This window comes from Pseudomonas oryzihabitans, from assembly GCF_032027545.1.
GTDB lineage: Bacteria > Pseudomonadota > Gammaproteobacteria > Pseudomonadales > Pseudomonadaceae > Chryseomonas > Chryseomonas oryzihabitans_F.
This window is the reverse complement of record NZ_JAVSJB010000011.1, coordinates 14,588-26,651: the sequence shown is the minus strand read 5'-3', so window position 1 is coordinate 26,651 and position 12,064 is coordinate 14,588. Positions and strand designations below refer to the sequence as shown.

The following is a 12,064-nucleotide window of genomic DNA, read 5'->3' as shown; positions in this document are numbered from 1 at the left end:
CCCGCTGCGGCGGGCCCGATCCAGCCTGCAAGGAATTCCCCCATGACCGCTACCACCCAAGACAACCTCGTGGTCCTCGACCAGCCCGTGCAGCGCGGCGAGACCCGTATCGAAGAGCTCGCCCTGCGCAAGCCCACTGCCGGCGAACTGCGCGGCGTGTCGCTCTCCGAACTGCTCAACCTCAACGTCGACGCCATCGTCCGCATCGTCCCGCGCATCAGCCAGCCCAGCCTGAGCGAAGCCGAGGTGCGCGCCCTGGACCCGGCCGACCTGGTCGACCTGGGCGGGAAGATCGTCGGTTTTTTGCTGAAGAAGTCCGACAAGGCGGCGCTCTTCCCCGCCACGTAGAGGACGCGATGGCGGACCTCGCCATCACCTTCCACTGGCCACTGGACCAGCTCGATGCGATGAGCCTGGCCGAATTGATGGACTGGCGCGAACGCGCCCGTATGAGAGCCGCTCCCGATGGCGAATGATACCCAGACCCGCAGCATGTCATCCGCCACAGGGAGGATTCAGGCCGCCATCAACCTCCTCGAGCAGCGCCTGGCAGCCGCCCAGGCGGCTGCCCAGACCAAAGCTGAGCAACGCGGCGAGGCTTTCGACAAAGTCTCCGAGCGCCTGTCCGCCTTGCGCGAAACGGGCTCTGCCACCGTCGAGCAGAGCCTCGGCATGCTGAAGCCCGCTATAGAAGAAGCCAAACGCTTCAACGGGGAAGTCAACCGTATCGGCGCCCTCAATCTGGGCGAAGAGGCCACCGCCGACGCCGTCAAATACGCCAAGGCCATGCAGGTCTATGGCTCCAGCACTACCGAAAAACTAGGAGCTATGCGCCAGGCCCTGGTCGAGTTCAGCGACATCAACCAAGCCAAACTGGCTGCGCCCATCCTGGCCAAACTCCAGTTCGCCAATCAGGCCCTTTACGGCAAGGATGAAGGGACCGAGAAATCCGCCCAGTTCACCGCCATGCTGCCAGTCATCGCCGCGCGTGGCGGCCAGAACGACAAAGCCAGCTTCGAGGCCCAGGCTGATGCCGTGCAGAAGACCCTGGCCAACACCCAGGGGCGGGTCGCCCCGCCGGAATGGCTCAAGGTGCTGGAGAACGGCGGGCAAGCCGCACGCGGCCTGAGCGCCGACGCCTTCTACAACGGCCTCGAGCCGCTGGTGCAACAACTGGGCGGCGACAAGGTGGGCGATGGCCTATCGGCCAGCTACCGCAACCTTTACCAGGGCAGCACCACCGCGGCGGCGGCGAGCAAGCTGCAGAGCCTGGGCCTGGTCGATCCGGGTCGGGTCAAGACCAGTGGCGCCCACGCCACCCTGGACGCCGGCGCGCTCAAGGGCAGCGACCTGTTCGCCCAGGACCAGGCCGCCTGGCTGCAACAGGTCCTGCTGCCAGCGCTCAAGGCCAAGGGCATCAGCGGTGACCGCCAGGTCCTCGACACCCTCCGCACCATCCTGCCCAATCAAGCCGGTGCCGAACTCTTCACCCAGTTCTATCAGCAGCGCAAACAACTCGAACAGAGCAGCGCCAAGACGCGCGCCGCCGCGGGTATCGATAGCCTGGTCGCCCAGGCGCAAAAAACGCCTGAAGGCGCGGAGCTCGAGCTGCAGGCACGCAAGGCCGATCTGTACCGGCAGTTGGGCGCGACCATCCTGCCCACCTACGTCAAGGCGCTGGAAATCGTCGCGGCGGTCACCCAGAAGGTGACCCAGTGGCTGGAGGACAATCCCAAAGCCGGTGCCGTCCTGGTCGATCTCGCCGTGGGTGCGAGCGTCCTGTCCGCTACCTTCGGCGCCCTCGCCGTGGGCCTGGCCGGTGTGATGGCGCCCTTCGCGCTGTTCAAAGGCATGCTGAGTCTGACCGGCCCTGCGCTATTCGGCACCCTCGAGCTACTGGCTAAGCTAGGTGGCGGTACCCTGAGCCTTGCCGGCAGCAGTCTGCGACTACTCGGCGAAATCGGCATGGGGGCCTTCAACCTGCTCATCAATGGCGTCCGTCTCCTCGGTGCCGCCATGCTGGCCAACCCCATCCTGGCCATCATCACCGGTATAGCGCTCGCCGGTGCCCTGATCTACGCCAACTGGGGCACCATCGGCCCCTGGTTCACGGGTCTCTGGGAAGAAATCAAGCAGGGCGTTTCCGGAGGTATTGGTGGCATCGCCAGCGTGCTGCTCGACTTTTCACCAATCGGCCTGATCTACCGGGGCTTCAGTGCCTTGCTCAACTACTTCGGCTTTGACCTCCCGAGCAAGCTCAGCGAACTGGGCGGACAGCTGTTTGGCGGCCTGCTCGATAGTCTCGGCACGAGTCTGACGTCCATCCAAGAAACCTTGCTGCCCTTCTTCGATAGCTTGTGGGAAAACGTCAAGCAAATAGCTGCAGAGGGTCTGAGCGGTGTCGGCACCCTGATCCTGAACTTCTCACCAGTTGGCGCGCTGTATCAGGCTTTTTCCGGTTTGCTGGACTATTTCGGCCTGGAACTACCAAGCCGATTCACCGAGATGGGCGGCCAATTGCTGAGTGGTCTGGTTAATGGCATCAGCTCTGGTCTAGGTGCTGTCCAAGAAGCCATAGGTAATGCTGGAAACAGCGTCATCAGCTGGTTCAAGGAAAAGCTCGGCATCCACTCACCGAGCCGCGTCTTCGCCGATCTCGGTGAATTCACCATGGCAGGTCTCGCCCAAGGTTTGGCCAACGGTGAAGCTGGTCCCTTGGCCCAATTGACCGCGACTACGCAACGTCTGGCCGGTGCCGGCGCCCTGGCTCTTGGACTGGGTGCCACTGCCACACCGGCCCTGGCTGCCCCCTTGGCCGTCGACGACCACCTACCTCTCGCCAGCACCGCGGCCACAGCCCCCATCGGCAGTGACGTATTCAACATCACCATCAACGCCCCGGCCAATGCGGACGCCCAGTACATCGCCACCCTGGTGCGCAACGAGATCGCCCGGGAGAAAACCGAACAGGCCGCGCGCAACCGCAGTAGCCTCCGAGACTGGAGTTGACCACCATGATGATGGCCCTCGGCACCTTCGTCTTCAGCCTGCACACCCTGGCCTACAGCGAGCTCAAGCGGGATACGGCCTACAACCATTCCGTGACCAAGCGCGTCGGCGCCCAGCCGGCCCGCCAGTTCGTCGGCAAGGGCGAAGACACCATCACCCTGCCCGGCTGGCTGGCGCCCGAGCTGGCCGGTTCGCCCACCAGCCTCGATGTGCTGCGCCTCATGGCCAGTACCGGCAGCGCCTGGCCACTGATCGAGGGCTCCGGCCGGATCTATGGCCTCTGGGTGATCGAAAGCCTCAACGAGACCAAGACGATCTTCTTCTCCGACGGCACTCCACGCCGCATCGGCTTCAGCCTCGTCCTCAAGCGCATCGACGACAACCAGGCCGCCGAATTCCTCGGGACCGCGCTGGCCGCCAGCAACGGCCTGCTGCGGAAGATCCTATGATCAGCGAAGTGCTGGACCCCACCACCGGCCAGTTGCGCCGCACCTCCCTGCGAGGGCCAAACCAGGGCGCCTATCCCCAGCCGATCTATCGCCTGCAGCTCGATGGCAAGGACATCAGCGATCGCCTGGCGCCGCGCCTGGTCAGCCTGGAGCTGACCGACAAGCGCGGCCTGGAGGTGGACGAGTTGACCCTGACGCTGTCCGACCACGATGGCCGCCTGCCCCTGCCCCCGCTCGGCGCCACCCTTCGGCTGGAGCTGGGCTGGAGCAACACCGGCCTGGTCGACAAGGGCACCTACCTGATCGCCGAGATCAACCACAACGGCGCGCCGGATCTGCTCAAGCTACGCGCCCGCAGCGCCGACCTGAGCAAGAGCTTCAAGACCCAGCGCGACCAGAGCTACAGCAACACCACCCTGGGCGAGGTGCTGCGCATCCTGGCCGCACGCCAGGGTCTTGCCGCCGTCGTGGATGCCACCCTCGAGGCAAAACCGATTCTCCAGCTGGACCAGGCGCGGGAGTCCGATGCCAACCTGCTGACCCGCCTGGGCGAAGAGTACGACGCCGTCGCCACGGTCAAGGCCGGTCGCCTGCTGTTCATGCTCAAGGGCCGCAGCAAGACGGCCAGTGGCAAGGACCTGCCGCACATGATCCTCAACCGCCAGGACGGCGACCAGCACCAGTACCTGCTCACCGTCCCCAACGACGGCGTCCGTGCCTATTACTACGACGTGGATCAGGGCAAGCGCCTGGAAGAGGTGGTCGGCGACGGCAAGAATCCCCTCGACCTGCGCCACACCTATGCCAACAAGACCCAGGCGCACCAGGCGGCCGAGACGGAATGGCAGAGCCTGCAACGCGGCGCCGCCACCCTCTCCTATCACCTGGCCCTCGGCTGCGCCGAACTCATCCCGGAACTCAGCTATACCCTGACGGGCATCAAGCCGGAGATAGACGACATCATCTGGTACGGCGGCGATGTCAAGCACAGCCTGAGCGTGGATGGCGGCTTCGTCAGCGAGCTCAGCGACCTGCAGGCCAGGCAACCGGAGGACCTGGTCGCGGATCTGGTCACCGAGGTGCCGCCGAACTACAGCGGCGTGCTGGCTTATTACCGGGACCCGGCGACCGGCAAGCAGGTCAGCCTGACCCAGGGCGACCAGCGCAATCCCTACCACCTGCGCTTTCTCTACTCCAATAAGGAAGCCGCGCTCAAGGCCGTGGAGCGTGAGGTCAAGAAGATCGAGGAGCGCCAGGGAACGACCAAGCCGTCGAGCTGAGGCCAGACACCTCCGAGGCAGGACGATAGCGAAACTCGTGGATCTGCAGGTGAGCCAGACCGATACGACCGGAAGGGGCCTGGCGAGTCCGGGCGGACTCAGTGCGGGCGGGGCAGAAAGCGCGGGGTGACGGCCGGCTGGTCGGTCCGCGGGGGCAGCGGCCCTTGCACCTGCAGCAGGCTGTTGGCCAGGCGGCAGAGGGTCAACTGGTCGCTGCAGGACAGCTGTCGAAAGGCCTGTACCAGCTCCATCTCGACGCGAGTGGGGAGCAGCACCGGTTGTCGCTCATGCCATAGGTATGTCAAACGCGCCTGATCCATCGGTCGCCGCCTCCAAAAAATACTGTATACAGATACAGTACATTTTTGTGATGCGGATCGCCAAGTGCTTCTCGTCGCAGTTGCGCAAAAGCTTGCCAGGCGGCTCGCAGCCCCGGTCTAGGCCATGCGGGCGGGCGGGCGCTGTCCCCAGAACCTGTTCACGATCTCGCGAGCTAGAGACAAACAAGGCCTAGGCGGCCCCACGAAAACAGCTGAGGAAGCGGATCGGACCCGCGCTCGGGTTTACGAGTGGTAAATGAGCATTGCGACGGGGCCGCCCAGGTGGGGCTGGCCTTCCAGGCCGTTTTCAACGCCGTTTGGCCGACTCGCAGCAGATCGTGAACAGGTTCTCAGGACGGTCCGACATCCAGGGCGCCGTCGGCCACCGCCATGGCGAAGGCCATGCGCCGCACGGCGTCCCGGCTGGCGTCGGACATGCCCCGGAAATAGCCGAGCAGCTCCACCTCCGCAGTGGACAGCGCCGACTCGGTGACGGGCAGGGCCTCGCCAGTCACCACGAAGTGGATGTCCACGCCGTGCGGGCGCAACGCCGCCAGGTAGTTCGCATCGGGACTGCGATCGCCCTTCTCGTAGTTGAACTGGCTGGTCTTGGTCACTCCCGCCAGGGCGGCGAAATCGGCCTGGTTAAAGCCAAGCCGAAGACGCTCCAAACGCAACCGGTCGCCAATTTTCAACAAAAGCCTCCCTCGGCGATTGACTATTCAACATTTGTTGAATATCGTTCACCTCAATTACTTCAAATCACACGAATGTTAACTATGGCCGACACCTATGCCACCGAGCAAGCCTGTAAAGAGGCACGAACGCGCCTGGAACTCCAGGGTATTTCCGTGAAGGAGTTCGCCCTGCGCCACCAACTCAACCCCAGCACCGTCTACGCGGTGCTCAACGGCCAGAAGAAATGCCTGCGCGGCGAAGCTCATCGCAGTGCGGTGCTGCTCGGCATCAAGCCGGCGACAGCCATGCCCGACAGCCTTCCGCACGCCTGAACGGCGGCGCCCCGGAATTCGCTGGAGTCCGTCATGTATGCCCTGAACCAACCCCTCAGCCACGCCTTCCGGAGGCCCGCCCATCATGAGTGAATTCCGCCTGGTCTGCCCGGCTTGCAACGGTCCGCTGGTGATTCGTTGCAGCAAGGGCGAAACCCCCTGCTTCCGCTCGCTCTGGTACCAGTGCAAGAACCTGGCGTGCGGCGCCACCTTCGGCGGTACCCAGACCATCGACTACCAGCTCAGCCCCTCGGGACTGGCCGCGCCGCGCCTGGTGCTGCCGCTGGCACCGTCGCGGCTCAAGCGCGCCGCTACCGAGGCCAGCCGCATGACCAGCAACCAGAAGGACCTGCTGGACCCGCTGGAGGAACCCACGCCATGACCCACCATGACCTGCCGCCCGCCGGCTTCCGCCGCCGGCGTGAAACCCAGCCGCCAGGCCCATGGCTCGACCTGGCCGCCAGCAGCGCCGACCACCTGGTCCTGGTCGACACTCATGGCCAGCGCTACCGCATCCCGGTCAAGGACGTCTGCGCGGCCCTGATCGAAGCGCCCGCACGCACTTCCAGCCGCTAAACCACCCGCCGCTACGCCCCCGCCATGCCCGCCTTGCGTGGGTAGGGGCGAGCTGCGCCCCGAGAGGGAGAACCACGCCATGCCTGCCAACCTCCGCATCCCGCTCCAGCTCTCCGCCGCCCAAGCCCGGGCCTACCTGCGCTGGCTGGCCGCCCAGTATCGCGCCGGCCTGCAGGAACACTGGTGGGACGACCGCTATCGCACGGTCCCGGCCGGTCCCCTGCGGCGCTGGCGTATCCACCACGACCACCCGGCGCTGGCCGCCGTGGCCGGTACCGCCCGCGCCCTGCGCGATGAATTGCGCAACCTGGAGAAGCGCCCGTGAAGCTCTGCCTCGATGTCACCCTGACCCGCGATCCGCAGCAACCGCCGCGGATCGTCTTCAACCTGCCATTGCTGCAGGTGCGGCAGGCCTACAGCTGCGCCCAGTTGCGCGAGATCGCCCGCAGCTTCCAGATTCTCGCCCACGACGCCGAGCGTCAGCCGCAGGGTGCACTGCGCCTGGTACGCGACCTGACCGAGGATGCGCAGGTGACCCCTTGACCCGCTACCCCATGGACCCGCAGCTGCGCGCCGAGCTGCTGCCCCGCCTCGAGCGCGACCTGGGCCTCAGGCTCAGCCCCGGCACCCACTACCTGCGCAAGGGCGAATGCCCGGCCTGCCACCAGCGCGAGTTGTTCACCGACGCCGACGCCCCCTGGGTGGTCAAGTGCGGTCGCGAAGCCAGGTGCGGCCAGAGCTGGCACGTCAAGGAGCTGTTCGCCGACCTCTTCGACGACTGGTCGGAGCGCTTCAAGCCCAGCGCCAGCGCCCCGGCCGCCAGCGCCGACGGCTACCTGCAATTCGCCCGTGGCTTCGACCTGGGTCTGATCAAAGGCTGGTACAGCCAGGAAACCTACTGGGATCGTGCCCAGGGCATCGGCTCGGCCACGGTGCGCTTCCCCCTGGCCAAGGGCGGCTACTGGGAACGGCTGATCGACCGCCCGGCACGCTTCGGCAAGCAGAAGGCGCGCTTCCAACCCGGCGCCAGCTACAAGGGCGTCTGGTGGTGCCCGCCGGACCTGGACCTGCTGCAGGTCGAGGAACTGTGGATCGTCGAGGGCATCTTCGACGCCATCGCCCTGCGCCACCACGGCCTCGCCGCCGTCTCGGCCATGAGCAGCAACGCCTACCCGGAGGAATCCTTGCAGGAGTTGGCGCGGCTGCGTGGCGGCCGCCTGCCACGGCTGGTCTGGGCGCTGGACAACGAACCCGGCGCCCAGCGCTACACCCGTCGCTGGGTGCGCCAGGCGCGGGCGCTGGGCTATCCCTGCACCGCCGCGCAGATCCCCCAGCCCGGGCGCAAGCTGGACTGGAACGACCTGCACCAGCGCTGGGCCTTCGAACCCGAGGCGACGCAGCGCGACGAACAACGCGAGCGCGACCTGGCCGAAGCCCGCCACCACGGTGCCCTGCTGCTGGCCGAGACCGCCAGCGCAAAGGCCGTGCTGCTCTACGAATGGCGCGAGCGCCACGAATTCCATTTCACCTTCGACAATCGCCTCTACTGGTTCAAGCTCGACCTGGACAAGTACAACAAGGCCCTCACCCACCTCGAGGAGTCCGAGCGCGACGAGGATCGCCAACTCACCAGCCAGCAGCAGCGCGACAAGGCCATGCGCCTGGCCGGCAACGTGGTGGAGATCGCCAACTGCGCGCCCCAAGCGCTGTACTTCCAGCGCAACGAGATCACCGACGAATCCTGGTACTACTTCCGCGTCGACTTCCCCCACGACGGCCCGGCGGTGAAGAACACCTTCACCGGCGCCCAGGTCGCCGCCGCCAGCGAATTCAAGAAGCGCCTGCTGGGCATGGCCGCCGGCGCCGTATTCACCGGCAGCGGCACCCAGCTGGACAAGCTCATGAAGGACCAGCTGTTCGGCCTGAAGACCGTGGAAACCATCGACTACGTCGGCTACAGCCGCGAGCACGGCTGCTACGTCTTCGGCGACCTGGCGGTGCGCGACGGCCAGTTGCACCGGGTCAACGACGAGGACTACTTCGACTTCGGCCGGCTGCGCCTCAAGACCCTGCAGAAGACCATCGGCCTCAAGCCCAACCCCGCCGTCGGTGACTACCGCAGCGACTGGCTGCCCCTGCTGTGGACCTGCTTCGGCAGCAACGGCCTCACCGCCCTCACCTTCTGGTTCGGCTCGCTGTTCGCCGAGCAGTTGCGTGCCCGCTACCAGTCCTTCCCCTTCCTGGAAGCCACCGGTGAAGCCGGCGCTGGCAAGACCACCCTGCTGACCTTCCTCTGGAAGCTGTTCGGCCGCGCCGGCTACGAGGGCTTCGACCCGTCCAAGTCCTCCACCGCCGGCCGCAGCCGGGCCATGGGCCAGGTCGCCGGCATGCCCATCGTGCTCATCGAGGGTGATCGCAACGACCCCGAGAAGGCCCACGCCAAGAGCTTCGACTGGGACGAACTCAAGGACTTCTTCGGCGGCGGCACCCTGCGCACCCGCGGCATGAAGACCGCCGGCAACGAGACCTACGAACCGCCCTTCCGCGGCACCATCGCCATCAGCCAGAACGCCCCGGTGAGCGCCTCCGAGGCCATCCTCACGCGGATCGTCAAGCTGCACTTCACCCGCCCGGTGCTCACCGACGCCAGCCGCGCCGCGGCCGACAGCCTGAGCCGCATGGACGGCGCCGCCCTGAGCTACTTCCTGCTGCTGGCCACGCGGCGGGAAGCCGAAGTACTGGCGCTGTTCCACGAGGCCTTTCCGCGCTACGAGGCCAAGCTGCGCCGCCTCGGCGACAGCTGCTTCTGCTGCGGCGCGCCGCTTGCCGCCAACGAGCACCGCTGCCGCAGTTGCCAGAACGAGTTGATCGGCCACCTGCGCATCGAGCGGATCGTGAAGAACCACGCCATGTTGCTGGCCCTGCTCGACGGCCTGGGCCTGGTGGTGGAACTGCCGCCGGGCATGGTCGCCGAGACCCAGCGCGCCCTGGTGCGCATCGCCCTGGAACGCCAGGCCGCCATCAGCGCCGATCACCCGGCGGTGACCGAGTTCTGGCAGGTCTACGACTACCTGCAATCCCTCAGCGGCGATCCGGTGGTCAACCACAGCCTGCACGGCTGGGAGATCGCCATCAACCTCAACGAATTCGTCGAGCGCGCCGCCGAGCACCGCCAGCGCCTGGCCGACCTCGGCACCCTGAGAGAGCTGCTCAAGGACAGCCGCCAGTTCAGATTCATCGACAACAAGGTGGTCACCAGCCGCATCCGCGCCCTGCAGAAGCAGCGCAATCCGCTGGAAGACCGCCCGGACAAGGTGCGCTGCTGGGTGTTCGCCAATCCCCACTACAGCCCCGCCGAACACGGCCGCCCCACCAGCCGGAGTCCGGCATGAACAGACCTACCCCACGCACGCCGCGGCAGCCGTCGCGTACCCCGACCGCCGCCGGCCGTGCCGGCCACCCGAGGAGATAGAGCACCATGGCCATCCAACTGGACAGATTCCTGCGCGAGGACGAGGTGCTGCGGGTCACCTCCCTGTCGCGCGCCACCCTCTGGCGGGCGATCAAGGCCAAGCAGTTCCCTGGCCCGGTGAACCTCAGCGCCGGCCGCGTCGGCTGGCGCGAATCGGCGATCGCCGCCTGGCAGGTCGATCCCATGCGCTGGAACGCCGACGGTGCGGCCTGAAGCGCGCGCTCAGCGCATCACGTTTTTTTCCAGCCACTCCGCCCAGGCCTCCAGGCCGGCGCGCTTCTCGGCGAAATAGTCGTAGCGGTCGTAGTGCTTGGAGGAGACATCATTGAAGGCATGGCCCTGGATGCGATCGCGCAACTCCTTGCTGAGGCCCGCACTGGCCATCAGCGTCTTGCAGGTCCGCCGCAGGTCGCGCAGGGTGAAGGGCGCGGTGAAGGCCTCGGCATGGCGCCGATAGAGGTTGGTCACCGCCCGCGACAGCGACTGCACATTCAGCGACTGACCCGGGACGCGGCCCTGGAACGGATAGGCACCCTTGGCATCGATCTCCGCCATGGTCTGCAACACCTGGCGCATCGGCGCGTTGAAGGGCACCACATGCAACTGCCGCTCACCCTGCACCCGGCCCTTGCTGCTGCGGATCACCAGGTGATCGTCCTGGTACAGCGCCCGCTCCGACGCCAATAGCTGCTCCGGCCGCTGCCCGCCGGCGGCGATCAGGAAGCGGATCAGCTCGGCGGTGGTCAGGGACAGCTGCGCCGGCAACAGCTGCCACAGGGTGCGCAATTCCGCCTTCGACAGCGCCCGGTCGCCCGGCTGCTCCCAATCCTCCTGCACCGGAATGCTCGCCACCGGATTGCTCTGCAGCCCGAAGCGCACCTTCACCTGCAGATAGCTGCGTGGGTTGTACTCCTGCTCCAGGCCCACCTGGAAGGCCGCATGCAGCTGGGATCGCAGCCGGTTGCAATAGGTGGTCACGCCCTGGTCGATCATGCGGCTGAGGATGTCGCGGATCTGCGCCGGCCCCACCAGCGCCGCCGGCCGCCGCACCAGCTCCGGAAAAGGCTCGCTCACATAATGGCGAAACGACCAGGCCACGTTGCCCGCCGAGGCCGCCCCCTCCCCCTCCAGCTTGGCCACGTAGGCCGACAGCAACTCCTGGAAGGTCCCGGCGGTCACCACCACCTCGGCCTCCGCCCGACATTTATCCCGCGCCTGGGTCAGTGACAGCTCCGGCCAGTTGCCCAGCTTGGTCAACTTCTTCGCACCCGCCACGTGGCGCTGGAAATAGAATTCCTTCGTCCCGCTGGGCCGCACCTTGAGCACCAGCACCCCTTCCCCGCGCGCCCCGCGCCCGTCGGAGGTGACATAGTCCTTCTCCCGCGGCTTGAGTGCACGGATCTGCCGTTCGGTGAGCATCTGGTGACAGTTCCCGGTGACAGTTGACCTGAAGCAAGGTGAGACGACCTGAGACGACCCCGGACCCAACACCCTACGCGAAGCCCTCATTCTACAAGGCTTTCGAGCCAGGCTGAAAGCAGAAGAGATCGCCTGAGATAGCAGGCGGCAGAGCTTCCCAAGCTCATGACATGGCATTGAGTTCCTGTACGCACGCCATTCAGTTACGAGTGCTGCAAAGGTTCAGATGCAGCATGGCTTTCCTGGCTCATGCAGACCGCGACAGCCTTTCACGCCTTGCCAGGACCTGTCTGAAAAGTCGCCCAGCGAAGGGTCGGGCCGCCCCGCGAAAAAGGCCGAGTAAACGGACCGGGCTCGCGTGCGAGTTTACGAGTGGTAAATGAGCATTCCGATAGGGCAGCCCAAGCCAGGCAGGCGATCCAGGTCTTTTTCAACGAAGCATCACCGATGCGTGGACACTTTTCATACAGAGCCTAAAGACCTTGCAGCCATCCGACCCAAGCCAGCCATACCCTCTGTTTTTAAATGA

At 65.9% G+C, this 12,064-nt stretch carries 15 protein-coding genes; 12 read left to right on the top strand and 3 right to left on the bottom strand.

All coding sequences use genetic code 11. The features are described 5' to 3' along the window. Positions 1 to 42 precede the first annotated feature (42 nt). Genes RND78_RS17985 through RND78_RS17965 form a run of 5 tightly spaced genes read left to right on the top strand, consistent with a single transcriptional unit; the run spans position 43 to position 4,738 of the window. Entirely contained in the window at positions 43 to 348 is a 306-nt protein-coding gene (locus tag RND78_RS17985) for a phage tail assembly protein (RefSeq protein ID WP_312730853.1), read from the top strand. Between the two features lie 8 nt (positions 349 to 356). Beyond that, complete coding sequence (locus tag RND78_RS17980) at positions 357 to 476, top strand: GpE family phage tail protein (RefSeq protein ID WP_081049684.1); 120 nt, start codon at positions 357 to 359, stop codon at positions 474 to 476. Between the two features lie 16 nt (positions 477 to 492). Then, the gene (locus RND78_RS17975; protein ID WP_312730848.1) at positions 493 to 3,009 is read left to right on the top strand and encodes a hypothetical protein; all 2,517 of its coding nucleotides are present in this window, start codon (positions 493 to 495) and stop codon (positions 3,007 to 3,009) included. Between the two features lie 5 nt (positions 3,010 to 3,014). Next, entirely contained in the window at positions 3,015 to 3,458 is a 444-nt protein-coding gene (locus tag RND78_RS17970) for a phage tail protein (RefSeq protein WP_312730846.1), read from the top strand. Further along, positions 3,455 to 4,738, top strand: coding sequence for a contractile injection system protein, VgrG/Pvc8 family (locus tag RND78_RS17965; protein WP_312730844.1), 1,284 nt, complete (start codon positions 3,455 to 3,457; stop codon positions 4,736 to 4,738). Before RND78_RS17970 ends, RND78_RS17965 begins: the two co-directional genes overlap by 4 nt. A gap of 98 nt (positions 4,739 to 4,836) precedes the next feature. On the opposite strand, the gene RND78_RS17960 is transcribed toward RND78_RS17965, so the two are convergent. Further along, the gene (locus tag RND78_RS17960) at positions 4,837 to 5,013 is read right to left on the bottom strand and encodes a hypothetical protein (RefSeq protein WP_312730842.1); all 177 of its coding nucleotides are present in this window, start codon (positions 5,011 to 5,013) and stop codon (positions 4,837 to 4,839) included. 395 nt (positions 5,014 to 5,408) lie between these two features. Then, the gene (locus RND78_RS17955; protein WP_312730840.1) at positions 5,409 to 5,753 is read right to left on the bottom strand and encodes a helix-turn-helix transcriptional regulator; all 345 of its coding nucleotides are present in this window, start codon (positions 5,751 to 5,753) and stop codon (positions 5,409 to 5,411) included. An 84-nt stretch (positions 5,754 to 5,837) separates the two neighbouring features. On the opposite strand from RND78_RS17955, the gene RND78_RS17950 reads away from it, so the two are divergent. From RND78_RS17950 to RND78_RS17920, 7 genes are all read left to right on the top strand, one after another. Then, on the top strand, positions 5,838 to 6,068 hold the full coding sequence (locus RND78_RS17950; RefSeq protein WP_312730837.1) for a DNA-binding protein: 231 nt from the start codon (positions 5,838 to 5,840) through the stop codon (positions 6,066 to 6,068). Positions 6,069 to 6,153: 85 nt separating this feature from the next. Then, positions 6,154 to 6,450 carry an ogr/Delta-like zinc finger family protein gene (locus tag RND78_RS17945; protein WP_312730835.1) on the top strand — a complete coding sequence of 99 codons (297 nt, stop codon included), beginning with the start codon at positions 6,154 to 6,156 and terminating at the stop codon, positions 6,448 to 6,450. Beyond that, complete coding sequence (locus RND78_RS17940; RefSeq protein WP_312730833.1) at positions 6,447 to 6,644, top strand: hypothetical protein; 198 nt, start codon at positions 6,447 to 6,449, stop codon at positions 6,642 to 6,644. The genes RND78_RS17945 and RND78_RS17940 overlap by 4 nt, the downstream gene beginning before the upstream one ends. A gap of 79 nt (positions 6,645 to 6,723) precedes the next feature. After that, positions 6,724 to 6,969 (top strand): hypothetical protein, encoded by a 246-nt coding sequence (locus RND78_RS17935; protein WP_312730831.1) that lies wholly within the window; start codon positions 6,724 to 6,726, stop codon positions 6,967 to 6,969. Further along, on the top strand, positions 6,966 to 7,187 hold the full coding sequence (locus RND78_RS17930) for a hypothetical protein (RefSeq protein WP_312730828.1): 222 nt from the start codon (positions 6,966 to 6,968) through the stop codon (positions 7,185 to 7,187). Before RND78_RS17935 ends, RND78_RS17930 begins: the two co-directional genes overlap by 4 nt. An 11-nt stretch (positions 7,188 to 7,198) precedes the next feature. Continuing rightward, on the top strand, positions 7,199 to 10,036 hold the full coding sequence (locus tag RND78_RS17925) for a toprim domain-containing protein (protein ID WP_312731061.1): 2,838 nt from the start codon (positions 7,199 to 7,201) through the stop codon (positions 10,034 to 10,036). 86 nt (positions 10,037 to 10,122) lie between these two features. Then, the gene (locus RND78_RS17920) at positions 10,123 to 10,329 is read left to right on the top strand and encodes a helix-turn-helix transcriptional regulator (RefSeq protein ID WP_312730827.1); all 207 of its coding nucleotides are present in this window, start codon (positions 10,123 to 10,125) and stop codon (positions 10,327 to 10,329) included. Positions 10,330 to 10,338: 9 nt separating this feature from the next. On the opposite strand, the gene RND78_RS17915 is transcribed toward RND78_RS17920, so the two are convergent. Beyond that, complete coding sequence (locus RND78_RS17915) at positions 10,339 to 11,535, bottom strand: integrase family protein (RefSeq protein WP_312730823.1); 1,197 nt, start codon at positions 11,533 to 11,535, stop codon at positions 10,339 to 10,341. Between the last annotated feature and the right edge of the window lie 529 nt (positions 11,536 to 12,064).